The organism is Streptomyces sp. NPDC036984 (assembly GCF_055607665.1).
This window is the reverse complement of record NZ_JBVJRL010000036.1, coordinates 21,461-37,072: the sequence shown is the minus strand read 5'-3', so window position 1 is coordinate 37,072 and position 15,612 is coordinate 21,461. Positions and strand designations below refer to the sequence as shown.

Here is a 15,612-nt window from a genome sequence, read left to right as displayed (position 1 = left end):
GACGAGCAGGTGCCGGCCGTACGGTCCTGCCCGGCGCAGCCAGGCAGCGGCCCGCGACGCCCCACCGCGGCCGGCGACCCCAGCCGCAGCCGCGTCGGCGAGCGTGACCCCGGAGCGGTTCCCGCTCTGGTCCGCTGCGGACCTGCCCTCGGACCTGCCGGCCGCAGCAGGTTGTGGGTCATGGCTGGGACAGGTATGCGGCGGCGGCCCACGCGACGTCGTCGACCGCAAGCCACGGCGCAACCGCAACGGCCGTGGGTGTCACACCGGCGAAGGCCATGACATCCCGGTGGAGGTGGGACTGGTCGACGTAGCCGATCTCCGTCGCCACCCGTGCGGCGCTGTGACCCGCGGCCAGACGATGGGCCGCGTGGTCGAAACGGACAAGCTGAGCGGCGCGCTTGGGGCTGAGACCGATCTGGGCCCGGAACCGGGACCACAGACGCTTACGGCTCCAGCCGACCTCGGCTGCCAGCCGCTCGACACGCACCCCTCCGTGGGTCGCCACCATCCGCCCCCACACGAAGGCCACCTCGGGCTCGACCGTTCGGCCCACCTGGTTTCGTCGGACGAGCGCAGCCTCCGCTATCGCGAAGCGGTCCTCCCATGACCTGGCGGCGCGCAGTTGCTCTTGGGTGCGCGCTGCGTCGCGACCCCAAAGATCCTCGAGCGAGATCACCATGGCTCCCGGATCAGCGCAGGCACCCAGCACCGCGTGCGCGACCGGCGGCGACAGCCGCACCTGCAGGCACTCGATGTCCCGGCCGCGCCCTCGAACGCCGACGGACGCGAGCCCCACGACGACACTGCCGCTGTGCCGCCGGCCGCTGACGTCATCGACGGCGAACGTCCCGTCACCGAGGTCGACGGCCACCGTGACAGCCGGGTACGGGACCACGTCGAGGTCGACGAGGTCGGTCGTACGGGCGCGGAATCCGGCCATGCTGACACCCGACAGCCGGCCGCGCCGCGACGGGGTGGCGATGTCCCACACCGACGCGGCGTCGTGAGCCTGTTCGGCGGACCGCATGCCGCCAAGCTACCCCGACATTCGTCCAAGACGCGACGTCGCAGGCGCGACGACACTGACGGCTCCTGCCACTCCCGCACCAGAAAAGGACCGCCTGTGATGCGCTCACCGATCGACCCGTTCACGCCCGCCGTCGAACTCGCGGCGGCCATCCGCCGGAAGGAGGTGAGTCCGGTCGAGGTGGCCGACTGCTTCCTCCAGCGGATGGATGAGCTCGAACCCCACCTGAACGCCTTCTGTCACCGGGCCGACGACGACGTCCGCAAAGCCGCGGCCGCCGCGGCCGATGCCGTGGCGCGGGCCACCTCGGTCGAGGACCTCCCGCCGTTCCACGGCGTCCCCCTACCGGTCAAGGACCTTGTCGACGTCGCCGGGTGGCCCACCACCTATGGGTCCGCCGGTGGCGGGCGGACACCGGCTCAGACATCGGACCCCGTGGTGCGGCGGTTCGTGGACGCGGGCTTCGTCCTGCTCGGCAAGACCACCACCTCCGAGTTCGGCAGCCTGCCTTTCACCGAGAGCGACGCGCTGGGCATCTCGCGCAGCCCGTGGGACCCGGACCGCACGCCCGGCGGGTCGTCGAGCGGAGCCGGCGCCGCCGTCGCCGCCGGGATGGCGCCCCTCGCCCACGCCGAGGACGGCGGCGGGTCGATACGGATCCCAGCGTCGTGCAACGGCCTCGTCGGCCTCAAACCCACGCGCGGCCTGGTCACCAACGCCATCGTGGAGGTCGAAGGTCTCGGCACCAGCGGCGTGCTGACCCGCTCGGTGACGGACACCGCGGCGGCCCTCGATGTGCTGGCGCGGCACGACCCTGCTGCGTGGTGGTCGCCCCCGACGCCGCGCACGTCCTTCACCGCCGCGATGGAGACAGACATGCCCACCGGGCTGCGGGTCGGTGCGCTCATCGACTCCCCGATCGACGGGATTCACGTGCACCCGGCGTGTATCGCAGCAGTCGACATCGCTCTTCGGACGCTCGAATCGACCGGCCAGCACCTCGTCGACACCCCCCTTCCGCTGCCGCCGACCGACGAGCTGGTCACGGCATTCACGACCCTGTGGAACATCGGCGGTGCAGGCATCCCGCTCGCGGAGCCGGACCGTATCGAGCCGCACAACCGAGCCCTGCGCGACGCGGCACGGGCCATCGACTCATGGACGTACGCGGAAGGGGTGCGGAAAGCCCAGCAGTTGTCGCGGCGTATCGTCGAAGGCTTCCTTGCCGGCTTCGACCTCCTTGTCACACCGACGATGGCCTGCCTCCCGCCACTCGTCGGGGCCTGGCGGACAGGCACCGACGACGATCCCCTGAGGGCACTGACGAACAGCTACCCCATGGGCGTGTTCACTTCGGTGTTCAACGTGACCGGCCAGCCGGCGATCTCCCTGCCCGTCCACCACGACGAGGCCACCGGCCTGCCCGTCGGCATCCAGATCGTCGCCGCACCGTGGCGCGAGGACCTCCTGCTCCAGGCGTCTCGCATCCTCGAACTCACACATCCCTGGACCGGTCGCCGCCCGCCCGTCAGCTGAGCGCCGAGCATTCCGCGGACCACTCCGCCCGGGAGACCAGGGTGCAAGCCCCCGGTCTCCCGGGTACCTCACGCCTGCCCGCGGGTGATCAGGGCGTCTGGAGGGTGGCCGGACATGAGGTGCTCCCGGGACGGGTACGTCCACGGCCGGTACACGGCACAGCCGATGCAGCTCACGCAGAGCCGGCGCAGGACGGCCGGGCAGCCGCGGATCGGGGAGGAGTCGAGGTTGCCTGTGCGACCCCCACGACGAGCGTGACTGCACACCGCGCCGTTCCGGGCCTTGGCAGCTTCGCCGTAGCCGCCTTCCTGATCGTGCTCGTACGCCGAGCCGCCCGACGATACGAACGCCTCCAGGTCCGACGACGCGCACGCAGTGCGGGCGCGCACCGAGGACCAGTCCCGGCTGCGTGTGCCCGCCGGTCACGAGACGTACGAGAAGCTGCTGGAGCTGTTCGCCCAGGATCAGCTGTACCAGTCGGCGAACGCTGGTCGCCGCTGATCGCCGAGGTGCTGAGCCTGTGCACCGCGACGGCGACGGTGGGGCGGAGACCGAGCCCGTCAATGTGGTGGTGCTCGTGCCCGGCGACCGGGCCGCCACGGCCTGGGCGCCGTACGCCCACCGCACGTCCGGGGACGCCCACCGCACGTCGGGGACGATGACCTGGGCATCACCGCGGCGAGTTGCGCCGGCCGAGCCCTGGTCCGTATGAGTGAGCGAGAGCAGTGAGTTCCAGAGCCTGTAGTCCGTACGGCGGGGCTGGACAGGCGCTGGGCGTGTGACGGCTCTCGGGCCGTGAAGCGCTGACACCCTCGTCGTCCATGGATGTCAGCACCTTCTATGCGCTCTTCTCCGCCACGTGCTTCACCCTGGTCGGCCTGTGGTGGAACGTCGTACAAAGCCACACCGACTGGATGTGCGAACCGGCACTGCGTCGGACAGTCGGCGGGATCTACCTGTCGTTCCTGCTGCCGGCCCTGATGGGCCTGTTCGCTCAGGTCGGCGGCACGCAGCAGCCGCAGGTCTGGCGGGCAGCCTTCATCGCCCTCGCCGTGGTCGGCTGCGGGAGCACCCTGCGGTTGCTGGCCCGCGCCCGCGGCGACTGCTTCATCATCTGGGAGCAGGCCGGCGCCACCCTGATCTACGCCCTGATCGCCGTCGTCGGCGCCTTCCCCGAACTCGTCCGTCCGATCGGGCTGCGCCCCATCCAGGCCGAAGCCCTCATGCTGATCGCACTCATCATCCTGGGACATGCCCTCGTCTGGCGATTCATGGTGGGCGAAGGCCGCCCCGCCGAGGAACCGCCCGCCGCCCAGGACGTCTAGAGCGCCTCCCGCGCGGATCCCGCGGATCCGCTCGCGGCTGTTCACCCGTGCCGTTTCGTGCGCATGTCGGACTCCGCGTCCGCGACATATGCCACGGAGCGGGCTGCATGGTGAAAACCACAGGTCAGGTGAGCTGGTGTGCGTGGATCGCGAGGTGGTCGGGCCGGGCACGGGGCGTGGCTGTCGGGAAGGACGTCTCCGGGCGGGCGACTTCGTGGTTCGTGAGGACCGGCAGGGACCTGACCAGCGCGGTCACCTGTTAGCTGAAGACGCCCGCAGCATTACCAGCACGCCCCCTGCTGCAGAGAGCACAGCGAGGGCCGAAGAAGCCCTGGCGGACTCGGGCGCCCCCCACCGCACCCAGCCATCCCTTCGGCGGCCTCCCAGAAACGGTGGGACCTGGCACTCGCCCGGCTCTTCGGCGGGGGCCCGGACGGCGCGGCCGGCACCATCCGCCCGATTTCTCGCCCCTCCCCGCCTACCGAGACAACGGCACGTGTCGTGTCGGCCGTACGCACGCAAAGAACACGCTGGTCAGGTCCCTGTCCACACAGCCGTCATCACCCCTGGCCTTCGCGCGGAAATCGAAGGACTCCCGACCAGCCCGCCCCCACCCCGTCGGTATCCTCCCCGCCATGCATCCGATCAACCGTTGCAGCGCCCGTCTTACCCTTCGGGAACTCGCCAACGAGGACGTGGACGCGGTGCTCGCCATCTACGGCAACCCGGAAGCCACAGAGCACCTGTCATTCGAACCGCGCAACCGTGAGCAGGTCGCTCAGATAGTGGCTCGCTCCATCACGGCCGCCACCGAGACGCCACGCACCGAGTATGCCCTCGCCGTCTTGGAGCGCAGCACGGCGGCGCTCATCGGATTCGGCCGCTTGGCATTGGACCCCCATCAGCGGCGCGGAGCCACCATGGGCTTCGCGCTGAGTCCGGGCGCATGGGGTGTCGGATACGGCGCGGAGATGGTTCAGTTGCTGCTCAGTGTCGGATTTGACGACTTGGGCCTCCACCGGATCTGGGGAGCGCGGTCCCCGCTCAACGAGGCCTCAGCCAAGACCATGGCCACCGTCGGCATGGTCGAGGAGGGCGTGATACGCGAGCACGTACTCAAGGCCGGCACATGGCGGGACTCCGTGGTCCACGCGATCCTCGAGCGCGAATGGCGAGCCATGGCTGGTGCCTGAACGTCGCTGCACAAGGCTCGATAGCGGGCATCTCCCAGTGACGGCCGGCCTGTCGTCCCACCCCGCCATGGAGGGGGCACGCAGTCGCACACCCACCTGCACGCTGCGCCCGCCCGCAGCTTCACGGGGTGCCGTTGCTCAGAAGGCCCACCGTGTGTGCGTGAACACCCCGTCGTTCCGGCCGAAGCCGTACGCCGTGGCCGGGGCCACCGCGAACACCACCGCGTCCCCTCTCCGGAACGCGTCCCCAATGCCGTGGAAGGGACCCTCGGGCGAGGTGATGTGCGGACCGTACTTCGCCTCGTACGCCGCGATCACCTTTTCGAGGACCGCCGGGTCGGCGACGGGCTCCGCCGTGCCCTCGACCACCAGGTCGAGCCCTGCGGTAAGCGAGTTTCCCCCCGTGGTCAGCGCGCAGTGCGCTTCGTGGCGGAGGTTGATCGCCTTCTGTTCCCCCGGGCCGGTGGCGAAGTAGAGCACCCCGTCGTACCAGGTGGCGATGACGGGAGTGACGTGCAGTCGGCCGTCGGGTCGCACCGTGGAGACCCAGAAGATCTCGGCGGCCTCCAGCTGTCGCTGAGCCGCAGCCCACTCGGTGGCGGTGACGTCCGCGGCACCCGGGCGGGGATTGGTCGCGGAGCTGTAGCGAGCGTCGAGCTCGGTCGTGGGCTGGCTCGCAGAGCGTTGTGTCGTCATGGCGGATCTTCCTTCCTCTCCCATACACAGACCCGATCCCCCTGCCGAAATCATCGCTCCAAGGCCGCGCGCCGTCCGGGCCTCGCGGCCGCCCGGCGGGTGGGTGTGGTTGCAGGGGACCTGGTGGCGAAAGGGGACAGTGTTCCCCACCCTCACCTCTTGCCTGCGGGGACGATCGTTCGGCTGAAGCCCTGCCCTGCACCTGCGACCGCCACGGCCGCCTCAGGCCGAGTCACTGTGGTCAGACAGGGCTCCTCCGTCATGTGGCGATGGCCATCGGCCTGGTTCGCATCGGTGTCGATGTGCTCCACCGGCACCTGAGCCTTCCCCCAGTGCCCGCCCACGGGCCCATACCCGCACTGTTCTGCCGTCGGTGAAGACCGGTCCGCCCGGGCTGGACGATCACTACAGTCCAGTCTCATGACAACGGTTACGACACGCACGGTCGAGTACCCGGCCGACGGCTTAACGATGATCGGGCATCTCGCGCTCCCGGCCGGTGTCGACCGCCGGCCCGCGGTCCTGATCGGGCCCGAAGGACCGGGCCTGAACGACTTCCAGCGCCGCCGGGCCGACGCCCTCGCCGAGCTGGGGTACGTGGCGCTGGCCTTCGACATCAACGGCGGGCGCTGGTTCACCGACCCCGACGAGATGCTGGCGCACGTGACTCCACTGCTCGCAGACCCCGACCGGATGCGGGGCATCGGCCACGCGGCACTCGATGTGCTGCGTGCCGAACCGCGGACCGACCCCGGCCGGATCGCCGCCATCGGCTACGGCACCGGGGGCGCGATCGCGCTGGAGCTCGGGCGCGATGGCGTCGACCTGCGCGCGATCGGGACGGTCAACGCGCTGACCACGGGCCGACCGGGCGAGGCGGCGCGCATCCGCTGCCCGGTGTGGGCCGGGGTCGGGTCGGAAGACCCGATCATGCCGCCCTCGCAACGGGACGCCTTCGCCGCCGAGATGCAGGCCGCGGGCGTCGACTGGCGCCTCGTGGTCTACGGCGGCGCCCTGCACGCCTTCCACCACCCGCCGGTCGACCAGAGGGTGCTCCCCGGCGTCGGCTACCACCCACTGCACGCGCAGCGAGCCTGGCGCGACGTCGTCGACCTGCTCGCCGAGTGCCTGCCCGTGACGGAGTGACGATCTTCGCCAGGGGCGAGCGGTAGCAGGTGGCGCGGGAGATGCGGGCCTCGAAAGCGGCGAGCGCGCACTGCGCTCCCGCACGCGGCCGGACAGCGGGAGATGCGCGCCGCGACCGCCACCTACGCCGACTGCATCCAGGCCCTTACCATGCGCCACGCTGAACTTGGAGCGGAAAGTACCGGCCTGCGCGAGGCGTCTTCACCAGGCCGACGGTTCGCTCATCTCGCTCCGGTGACAGCTTGCGGCGGAACCACGGTCGGCGCTGCCTTCGCGGGTCTTGAAGCCGACTCCCTCGGGCTCCGTGCCCCCTTCTGTACCGGGGGCGCGCTGCTGCTCGTCGTCAGCCTGGTCAGCATGCGTCCCATCAGCAACAACCCGCGAACCCCCCAAGGAGCGACGCAAACGACTGGGTCGGAGAGCGACCGATGAGCCGTACAGCGAGAGACGAGCGCCACTGCTGACCCAGCGGATCACAACGGTCCAGCCGGCCAGGAATGCCGCCGGGGAGGAATACGTGGGTGAAACCAGCTCTAGGCGAAGACCCTCCGCTCCTCGACCAGGCGCCGCGGCTGCTGGAGTTCGGTGCTCTGTGACCCGCTCCCCGGCATCGTCAGCCGGCCTTCGGCTTGTCGTCGTCGACGATCTCGGCGTCCACCACCTCATCCTCGGACGAGCCGCCGGTCGTACCGCCTGCGGACGCCCCGGCCGCGTCCGCCGGCTGCTGGGCACGCGACTGTTCGTACAGGGCTGTGCCGAGTTTCTGTGCGACCTGGGCGGTGTGGTCGATCGCCTGCCGGATCGCCGCGGTGTCGGCCGACTCGTCCTTGAGCTTCGTCTTCAGGTCGGCCAGTGCCGTCTCCGTTTCGCTCTTCGCGTCGGCCGGGATGCGGTCGGCGTTGTCCTTGAGGAACTTCTCGGTCGAGTAGACGAGTTGCTCGCCCTGGTTGCGGGTCTCCGCGGCCTCGCGACGCCGGCGGTCCTCCTCGGCGTGCTGCTCGGCCTCGTGGACCATGCGGTTGATGTCGTCCTTGGGCAGGGCCGAGCCGCCGGTGACGGTCATCTTCTGTTCCTTGCCGGTGCCGAGGTCCTTCGCCGTGACGTGCATGATGCCGTTGGCGTCGATGTCGAAGGAGACCTCGATCTGCGGGACGCCACGCGGCGCCGGCGGCAGACCGGTCAGCTCGAACATGCCGAGCTTCTTGTTGTAGGCCGCGATCTCGCGTTCGCCCTGGTAGACCTGGATGGTCACCGAGGGCTGGTTGTCCTCGGCGGTGGTGAAGACCTCCGAACGGCGGGTGGGGATCGTGGTGTTGCGCTCGATGAGCTTGGTCATGATGCCGCCCTTGGTCTCGATGCCGAGGGACAGCGGGGTGACGTCGAGGAGCAGGATGTCCTTGACCTCGCCCTTGAGGACACCGGCCTGGAGCGAGGCGCCCACGGCCACGACCTCGTCGGGGTTGACGCCCTTGTGCGGGTCCTTGCCGGTGAGTTCCTTCACCAGCTCGGTGACGGCGGGCATCCGGGTCGAGCCGCCCACCATGACCACGTGGTCGATGTCGGACACCTTGATCCCGGCATCCCTGATCGCGTTGTGGAACGGGCCCCTGCAGCGCTCCAGCAGGTCCGCGGTCAGCTGCTCGAACTGCGCGCGGGTGAGCTTCTCGTCCAGGTGCAGCGGGCCCTCGGCGGAGGCCGTGATGTAGGGCAGGTTGATGGTCGTCTCGGACGAGCTGGACAGCTCGATCTTCGCCCTCTCCCCCGCCTCCCGCAGCCGCTGCACGGCCATCTTGTCCTTGGACAGGTCCACGCCGTAGTGGTTCTTGAACTGCTCGACCAGGTGGTCGACGATCCGCTGGTCCCAGTCGTCACCGCCCAGATGCGTGTCACCGTTGGTGGCCTTCACCTCGATGACGCCCTCGCCCATCTCCAGCAGCGACACGTCGAAGGTGCCGCCGCCCAGGTCGAAGACGAGGACGGTCTGGTCGTTCTCCTTGTCCAGGCCGTACGCCAGCGCCGCCGCCGTCGGCTCGTTGATGATCCGCAGGACGTTCAAGCCCGCGATCTCACCGGCCTCCTTGGTCGCCTGGCGCTGGGCGTCGTCGAAGTAGGCGGGTACGGTGACCACGGCGTCGGTTACGTCCTCGCCGAGGTAGGACTCCGCGTCCCGCTTGAGCTTTTGCAGCACGCGTGCGGAGACCTCCTGCGAGGTGTACTTCTTGCCGTCGATGTCACCATGCTCAGGGAAGCGCCAGCCGTGGTCGCCCACGTGCCGTTTGACGGAGCGGGCGGTGCGCTCCACGTTCGTGACGGCCTGCCTTTTCGCGACCTCTCCGACCAGCACCTCACCGTTCTTGGCGAAGGCCACGACCGACGGAGTGGTTCGCGCCCCTTCCGTGTTGGTGATGACGGTGGGCTCGCCGCCCTCCAGGACCGAGACCACCGAGTTCGTCGTACCGAGGTCGATACCCACCGCACGTGTCATCTGTGCTCTCCTCCTCGCCCTTGGCTGAGCCTCTCGCCCTTGGCTGTGCCTCGCCTGCCTTCGGGGGCCTCATCGGGACGTCCGCTCCCACCGGACGGAACCGGCGCGCAGCGGCGGCTCGGGGCGGGCGGCACCGAGCACGACGGCATACCGCCGCGCGGTCCGGACCGGCGGGGCGGAGACACGCCCGCGGCCGTGTTCGAGCTCATAGGTCTGGTCGTACGCCGCACGCAGCGCCGGATCGCGGAGGGTCTCGTAGGCCGCCCGCATCTCGCCGAAACGTTCGGCGGTGGCGGCGTCGACGCAGGTGTCGGGGCGCAGCTCCCGTACCCGGGCGCGGAAGGCGGAGGTGAGTGCCTCGGCCGTCGCCGAGGGCTCCACTCCCAGTACCGCGTACAGGCCCGCCATGCGGTGCCGCGCCTGCATTCCGGCCACCTCCTCGCCCACGGCGAGCTGCGGTCTCGACCCGGCTTGCCTACCGTCATGAATAAAACTTGAGCCATGTCTTGTCAAGTCTGTCGGGGTATATCGGGATCACAGGGGATTTCCGGGTCGGTGCGGCGCGGACTGGTGGCCTGCCGTCGGTGGTCCACTGGGCGAAAGAAAAGTCGCACGATGGCAGTGGGCCGTCGAACGTGCGGCGGACGCGGCAGGCAGGCAGGCAGGCAGGCAGCAGGAGACGGGGTGAGGGCCATGGTGGAGTTCCTCGCATCGCATTGGGAGAACGGCTGGACCGTGATGGAGATCAAGGGGGCTCTGGACTCGGCCACGGCCCGAGAGCTGTACGACTTCGTTGCCGCGACGGCGAAGCATCGGCACGTGCTCCACCTGATCGTGGACCTGTCCGAATCGACCGATGCCGATACCGAAGGGATCAACGCTCTGAAGTCCGTCCGGCCGCTGCTGGGCGAGGACCGCGGGGAGCTGCGCCTGGTGTGCCACGAGGGGCGGATCGAGCGGATCCTGCACAGCAGTGGACTGGCCCAGGTCGTGCCCGTGTATCCCTCCCTCGACGCGGCCCTCGCAGAGCCCCGTCCCACCCCCGCCCACAGGACAGGAGGTGCACCGCGGTGATCACCGAACTTGCAGTCGAACGTGTCGAGTTCACCTGCAGCTCGTGCTGGCACGGCTGGAGCGTGGACTACGACGTCCAGCGCTACCGGGACGCCCTCGACGCCGAGTGGGAGTACTTCTACCGTGACAACGTGCCGGTTCCCTCCCCCTACACCCCCAAGGGAGCGCCTCCATGCGAACACTGCGGCCGGCGCTGGGTCGGGCGCCTCGTGGCCCGCCGCCCCGTGCCACTGGCGGGCGAGACCGACGCACCCCGCAGCCGCGTCCCGGCCGAAGAGGGCCACCGGTCCGAGCGGCACACCGCGCCGATGCTGCACGCTGCCGATCACCAGCAGCCACGGTCGGACACGCGAGTCTCTCAGCCGCACACGGAACCGTCAGGATGATCCGCGCGGCGCAGCGGCAGGCCCCGGGGCGACTACCGCTCGACGCTCGATGGACGGGGTCACGCCTGGCAGGTCCAGCTCCACGTGTCGATCTGCCGAATCCAGGTCGCGCCGGTCTCCGCGTCACCGGCGCACAGGGCCGGCCGGGCGTACGGTACGTCGCGGCCGAAGACTGACACCACGGCCACCGCGAACCGGTGCGGCGCCACGCCGCGAGCGCCCACCGCCGGGGCAGACGTACCCCGATCGCCACCGTCGACGTGCGGCCGCGTCCTCGACACTCACCCGCCTTTCCGGCATCCCTGGCGCGCCACAGGGCCGCCGGCCGCGGCGCAATGCGGTGACCAGGCTTCGGCGAGGCACTGCTGTTCACCGTCACGCTGCTCACGACGCCTGCCTCGAGCAAGGGGGCAGCGGTCAGCGATCCAGTGCGGGCAGGTGGGCGAGGCCGGTGTCGAACATGATGCGGTCGACGGTCTCGTCCAGGGCGCTGTCGGCACCGATGACGATCTCCAGCCCGTCGGGCAGCAGATCGCGCGGCCGGTACCACTCGCGCAACTGCGTCTCGTTGACGTCATCGGCGGTCGGCTTGGTGGCATGCCGGGCGAGTGTTTCGCCGAACGGCACGTCCAGGTAGTACCCGTGGGTCGGGCCGCGGTGGTCGGCGCGCAGTTGGGCGAGCATGTCGCCGTAGCGGTCGGCGTAGAGGATGCCTTCGACCACGACGTGATAGCCGGCGTCCAGGGCGTAGCGGGCCGTCAGGTCGATCAGGCCGATGTTCGCGGCGCCTGGCCGGTCCCGCTCGCGGAGCACGATGCGCCGGAGATTGTCCTGGCCGACCAGAGCCAGGCCGCGGCCGAACCTCTCGCGGAGGCCGGCCGCGACGGACGACTTCCCCGAGGCGCTGTTGCCGCGCAGCACGACCAGCCGGGTTTCTTCGGTTCCCACCATCACGCGGTCACGCTACCGACAGTCGGTGACACCGCCTGGGGCTTGCCGAGATACCGCCGACGTCGAGGCCCTCTTCTCCTTTGACATCTCCGGACGCCCCGACAAGGGGAGACGTGGATCACACACACCTGTGTCACAAGGCGCCGGGCTACCTCGTCTCGGGGTTGTAGCCACTGACGACCACGGAGGAGCACACGATGGACGCGCGACTGAACTACTTCGCCAGCCCGACCGCCGGCAAGGCCATCAAGTACTTCATGTCGACGGGCAAGGCGCTCAAGGAATCGCCGCTGCCGGCCGCGACGCAGGAGTTGGTGGCCCTGCGCGTGAGCCAGATCAACGGCTGTGCCGTCTGCATCGACATGCACACCAAGGAGGCCGCCGCTGCCGGGGAGGACCCGGTACGGCTGAACCTGGTGACGGCGTGGCGGGAGGCCACGGTCTTCACCGAGGCCGAACGCGTCGCGCTGGAGCTGGCGGAGCAGGGGACCCGGGTCGCGGACGCGGCCGGCGGGGTCAGCGACGAGGTCTGGGCGCGTGCCGCCGAGCACTACGACGAGGAGCAGCTCACCGCCCTGGTGATCCTGGTGTCCTTCATGAACACGGTGAACCGGCTGAACATCATCACCCAGCAGCCGGCTGGTGACTACGAGGTCGGGCAGTTCCACTGAACGGCCGTAGAGAACCGGCCCGGGCCCGGCCGCGGGTCCGGGCTCCCGGCTCGGAGGCCTTGCCCTGCGCCGCCGGTGGACCGGATGATCACCAGAAAGGCCCGCGCCGACGAGTACGGCCGGGCGGGGGGACTGCAAGGGGAGTCGGCGTGAGCAAGGCCGAGGAGTTCGAGGAATTGCGGCCGCTGCTGTTCTCGATCGCCTACCGGATTCTGGGCAGCGTGGGTGAGGCCGAGGACGCGGTGCAGGAGACCTGGCTGCGCTTCGACGGCTCGGCGACCCGGCCCACGTCGACCAAGGCTTTCCTGTCCGCCACGGTGACGCGGATCTCGATCGACGTGCTGCGCTCCGCACGGGTGAGGCGAGAGGAGTACGTCGGGCCGTGGTTCCCCGAGCCGCTGCTCACCGATCCCTATCAGGATCCGGCACGCTCGGCGGAGCTGGCCGACTCGGTGTCGATGGCAGCGCTGCTGCTTCTGGAGCGGCTCACTCCGCTGGAGCGGTCAGTGTTCGTGTTGCGGGAGGTGTTCGGCTTCGGCTTCGACGAGGTGGCCACGGCGGTGGGGCGGTCCGAGGCGGCGTGCCGACAGCTGCTGGTACGGGCGCGGCGGCACATGCGGGCCGGCCAGCCACGGTTCGAAGCGGACCGTCAAGAGCGGCAGGAGCTGGCGACGCGGTTCTTCGACGCCCTCCGCGAAGGCGATGTCGTCGGCTTGCGGGATCTGCTCGCCGCCGACGTCTCGATGGTCGGAGACGGCGGTGGCAAGGCCCCGCAGTTGGCCAGAGCCGTCATCGGCGCCGAGAACGTGGCCCGGTTGCTCACCTCCGTCTTCCCCCTGCTGACCCGGATCGGCGTGGCCTTCGAGCCGCACGAGGTGAACGGCCGGCCAGGAGCGATCTTCCGCGACCGGGACGGCAAGGTGCTCCACGTCTTCGCCCTCGAGGTGCTCGGCGGGCAGATCCAGATGATCCGCTCGGTGATCAACCCCGACAAGCTCGGCCACCTCGGGCCGGTCGCTGACGCCTGGGCTGTCGATCGCGAGGTGAAGCAGGCCCGCCGGCGGACGATGTGACCCCGGGACCGGCGTATGCGGGCGAGGACGCCCTCGACGCGGGCCCGGACCTGCTCCCCGTGTCCGGGGCCGGTCAGGCGCCCGCAGCGCCGCGATGGTGTGGCGTCATCGCTCGCCGGACGGTCGGTGTGCCGGATCAGCGGTCGCCGTGGTCGCCGTGTGCAGTGAACTTGCGAGAGGCCGTCGCAACCGCACACGGTCATGCAACTCCGTCAACGCTTGCCGTTGGCCGGGGCACGGATGCGTACCGCGAGGGCCGCGATGTCATCGTCGAGTCCACCGCCGCTGTGCTGGAGGAGATCCTGGTGAAGCCTGTCGAGCAGTGCGTTGGGCTCAGCCGGAGTCTGCTGACGCATCCAGTCCTGCAAGGGGAAGAACTCGCCTCGGTGGTTCCGGCTCTCGATGACGCCGTCGGTGTAGAAAAGCAGCTGGTCACCGGGGGTACAGGCGATGGTGTCGGTGGTGTAGGGGGTGTCGATGAGTGTCGAAAGGTTGAGAATCGGCGAGGCGGCGGTGGGATCCAGGACCTGGAGCGTGCCGTGACGCAGGAGCAGTGGGGGAGGATGCCCGCAGTTGATGAGCTTGATGTGGCTGCCCTGGTCCGGGAACTCGGCGAGCACCACAGTGGTGAACTGCTCCAGCAGATCCCCGGTGGGGAACGTACAGCTGTGCCGGGTGCTGCTGACGTCCAGGCGGCGGACGATGCCCTCCAGACTGGGTTCGTCGTACGCGGCCTCCCGGAAACAGTTGACCACGGCCGCGGCGGACCCCACTGCGGGCAAGCCCTTGCCCCGTACATCCCCGATGATCAGTCGCACTCCGTAAGGCGTGGTGACGGCTTCGTAGAAGTCCCCGCCGATGCGGGCCTGCGCGGCGGCTGCGAGGTACATCGACGCGACCTCCAGGCAACCGACGCTGCGAGGCAGAGGGCGCAGGAGCACCTTCTGTGCCGCGTCGGCGACGAGGCGGAGCTGGACGAATTCCTGTTCCCGCTGGATCCGGACACGGCAGGCGTAAGCGGCAGCCACAGTGACTGCGGCAATGGCACCCACGGTGAACCAGGTGCCCAGATCGGGGTACACAAGACTCAACCCGACCATGATCATGACGCAGGCCGCTCCCAGCAGAACAGTGGGCAGCACGGGCCAGATAGCGGCCGCGAGGGCGGGGGCAGCGGTCAAGAGGCGACTGAAAGCGATCTTTCGCGGAGTGGAGAACGCCAGACTCGTGACGACTACGGTCAAGATCACCGGTGAGAGCAGGGCGGGACTCCACTGCCGGTAAAGAGGACGACGGATTCGCATCCACCCAGTCCAGAGCATGAAACACAGCATATCGGCACAAACGCGCATGTTTCGTTCAGGAGTGTGCGCGGCCTTCTCGTGGAGTGCGGCCATCGGCACACGAGCCGGCTGCTTGGGACTCGGGCACCCCGATAGCGGCTCCGCCTCCCGCGTGAACCCGACAACCTCCGCGATAGCCGGGGCGTAAGGGTGCAGCCGTGCAGCGGTCGACGACATCGGGTCCTTGGAGCGAGCCGGTGGTCATGGTGCCCGTGAGGGCCAGGGCGCCCTCGCATTTCGCCTCGGACACCTCGTCGGCGGTGAGAGCAGCTCGGTGGGGTCGTCGATCCCGTCCCGCCGACGCACGGCGTACAGGGCCAGGACCTCGGCGCGGAGACGCAGCAGGCCGAGACGTTCGCGGTCGGACCAGGTGTACTTGACAACTACCACCTTGGCCGAGCGTCCCAGGGCCTGGACCAGGAGTCTGGTAGGTGTCGACGGCGAGCGGCCGGCGGATTGCAGGTGGTAGCTCTCGGTGATCCGGTTCGGGGCGGCGGACGCCCATGACACAGGAAGGCGTCGGTCTGGATCGCCCTCGGGGTGACCGCGGCTGGTTGCTCAAGGCACTCGTCCGTGAGGGTGTCGACCTGGGTCCTGGCCGGCTCATAGCTCTTGCGGCGCCTTGCGGTCTTCCAGCTCGCACCCTGCGCGGTAGCGGTAGTGGCTTCGGCCCTGGTCGGGCCGGTGGTATTGGTGAGACGGG

At 69.6% G+C, this 15,612-nt stretch carries 17 protein-coding genes; 10 read left to right on the top strand and 7 right to left on the bottom strand.

Annotation, left to right across the window (positions count from 1 at the left end):
• Positions 1 to 178: 178 nt before the first annotated feature.
• On the bottom strand, positions 179 to 1,030 hold the full coding sequence (locus ACZ7DL_RS37205) for a helix-turn-helix domain-containing protein (RefSeq protein ID WP_470781233.1): 852 nt from the start codon (positions 1,028 to 1,030) through the stop codon (positions 179 to 181).
• A gap of 99 nt (positions 1,031 to 1,129) precedes the next feature.
• On the opposite strand from ACZ7DL_RS37205, the gene ACZ7DL_RS37200 reads away from it, so the two are divergent.
• The 5 genes from ACZ7DL_RS37200 (at position 1,130) to ACZ7DL_RS37180 (ending at position 5,084) form a co-directional block, all read left to right on the top strand.
• Entirely contained in the window at positions 1,130 to 2,566 is a 1,437-nt protein-coding gene (locus ACZ7DL_RS37200; protein WP_470781231.1) for an amidase, read from the top strand.
• A 375-nt stretch (positions 2,567 to 2,941) separates the two neighbouring features.
• Complete coding sequence (locus tag ACZ7DL_RS37195; protein WP_470781230.1) at positions 2,942 to 3,067, top strand: hypothetical protein; 126 nt, start codon at positions 2,942 to 2,944, stop codon at positions 3,065 to 3,067.
• A 19-nt stretch (positions 3,068 to 3,086) separates the two neighbouring features.
• Positions 3,087 to 3,278, top strand: coding sequence for a hypothetical protein (locus ACZ7DL_RS37190; protein ID WP_470781229.1), 192 nt, complete (start codon positions 3,087 to 3,089; stop codon positions 3,276 to 3,278).
• 109 nt (positions 3,279 to 3,387) lie between these two features.
• The gene (locus ACZ7DL_RS37185; RefSeq protein ID WP_470781228.1) at positions 3,388 to 3,891 is read left to right on the top strand and encodes a hypothetical protein; all 504 of its coding nucleotides are present in this window, start codon (positions 3,388 to 3,390) and stop codon (positions 3,889 to 3,891) included.
• Positions 3,892 to 4,526: 635 nt separating this feature from the next.
• Complete coding sequence (locus tag ACZ7DL_RS37180) at positions 4,527 to 5,084, top strand: GNAT family N-acetyltransferase (RefSeq protein ID WP_470781226.1); 558 nt, start codon at positions 4,527 to 4,529, stop codon at positions 5,082 to 5,084.
• A 138-nt stretch (positions 5,085 to 5,222) separates the two neighbouring features.
• Here ACZ7DL_RS37180 and ACZ7DL_RS37175 read toward each other — a convergent pair whose 3' ends face one another.
• Positions 5,223 to 5,780, bottom strand: a complete 558-nt coding sequence (locus ACZ7DL_RS37175; RefSeq protein ID WP_470781225.1) for a pyridoxamine 5'-phosphate oxidase family protein — start codon at positions 5,778 to 5,780, stop codon at positions 5,223 to 5,225.
• A 420-nt stretch (positions 5,781 to 6,200) separates the two neighbouring features.
• Here ACZ7DL_RS37175 and ACZ7DL_RS37170 point away from each other — a divergent pair, with 420 nt between their 5' ends.
• Positions 6,201 to 6,926, top strand: a complete 726-nt coding sequence (locus tag ACZ7DL_RS37170; RefSeq protein WP_470781223.1) for a dienelactone hydrolase family protein — start codon at positions 6,201 to 6,203, stop codon at positions 6,924 to 6,926.
• 613 nt (positions 6,927 to 7,539) lie between these two features.
• On the opposite strand, the gene dnaK is transcribed toward ACZ7DL_RS37170, so the two are convergent.
• Together dnaK and ACZ7DL_RS37160 are read right to left on the bottom strand one after the other, a co-directional pair.
• Positions 7,540 to 9,411 carry a molecular chaperone DnaK gene (gene dnaK, locus ACZ7DL_RS37165; RefSeq protein ID WP_470781221.1) on the bottom strand — a complete coding sequence of 624 codons (1,872 nt, stop codon included), beginning with the start codon at positions 9,409 to 9,411 and terminating at the stop codon, positions 7,540 to 7,542.
• A 69-nt stretch (positions 9,412 to 9,480) separates the two neighbouring features.
• Positions 9,481 to 9,837 carry a J domain-containing protein gene (locus ACZ7DL_RS37160; RefSeq protein WP_470781219.1) on the bottom strand — a complete coding sequence of 119 codons (357 nt, stop codon included), beginning with the start codon at positions 9,835 to 9,837 and terminating at the stop codon, positions 9,481 to 9,483.
• Between the two features lie 267 nt (positions 9,838 to 10,104).
• Between ACZ7DL_RS37160 and ACZ7DL_RS37155 the strand changes: the two genes are divergently transcribed.
• Both ACZ7DL_RS37155 and ACZ7DL_RS37150 read left to right on the top strand, forming a co-directional pair.
• Positions 10,105 to 10,485 carry an STAS domain-containing protein gene (locus ACZ7DL_RS37155; RefSeq protein WP_470781266.1) on the top strand — a complete coding sequence of 127 codons (381 nt, stop codon included), beginning with the start codon at positions 10,105 to 10,107 and terminating at the stop codon, positions 10,483 to 10,485.
• The gene (locus ACZ7DL_RS37150; RefSeq protein ID WP_470781217.1) at positions 10,482 to 10,871 is read left to right on the top strand and encodes a hypothetical protein; all 390 of its coding nucleotides are present in this window, start codon (positions 10,482 to 10,484) and stop codon (positions 10,869 to 10,871) included. The genes ACZ7DL_RS37155 and ACZ7DL_RS37150 overlap by 4 nt, the downstream gene beginning before the upstream one ends.
• 59 nt (positions 10,872 to 10,930) lie before the next feature.
• Here ACZ7DL_RS37150 and ACZ7DL_RS37145 read toward each other — a convergent pair whose 3' ends face one another.
• Together ACZ7DL_RS37145 and ACZ7DL_RS37140 are read right to left on the bottom strand one after the other, a co-directional pair.
• The gene (locus tag ACZ7DL_RS37145; protein WP_470781216.1) at positions 10,931 to 11,080 is read right to left on the bottom strand and encodes a hypothetical protein; all 150 of its coding nucleotides are present in this window, start codon (positions 11,078 to 11,080) and stop codon (positions 10,931 to 10,933) included.
• 208 nt (positions 11,081 to 11,288) lie between these two features.
• Positions 11,289 to 11,822: an AAA family ATPase gene (locus ACZ7DL_RS37140; RefSeq protein WP_470781264.1), complete on the bottom strand. Its 534-nt coding sequence runs from the start codon at positions 11,820 to 11,822 to the stop codon at positions 11,289 to 11,291.
• A gap of 197 nt (positions 11,823 to 12,019) precedes the next feature.
• On the opposite strand from ACZ7DL_RS37140, the gene ACZ7DL_RS37135 reads away from it, so the two are divergent.
• Entirely contained in the window at positions 12,020 to 12,493 is a 474-nt protein-coding gene (locus ACZ7DL_RS37135) for a carboxymuconolactone decarboxylase family protein (protein WP_470781214.1), read from the top strand.
• Positions 12,494 to 12,642: 149 nt separating this feature from the next.
• Positions 12,643 to 13,566 carry an RNA polymerase sigma-70 factor gene (locus ACZ7DL_RS37130; protein ID WP_470781212.1) on the top strand — a complete coding sequence of 308 codons (924 nt, stop codon included), beginning with the start codon at positions 12,643 to 12,645 and terminating at the stop codon, positions 13,564 to 13,566.
• A 212-nt stretch (positions 13,567 to 13,778) separates the two neighbouring features.
• Here the strand turns inward: ACZ7DL_RS37130 and ACZ7DL_RS37125 are convergent, their stop codons facing one another.
• On the bottom strand, positions 13,779 to 14,870 hold the full coding sequence (locus tag ACZ7DL_RS37125; RefSeq protein WP_470781262.1) for a PP2C family protein-serine/threonine phosphatase: 1,092 nt from the start codon (positions 14,868 to 14,870) through the stop codon (positions 13,779 to 13,781).
• Positions 14,871 to 15,612 lie beyond the last annotated feature (742 nt).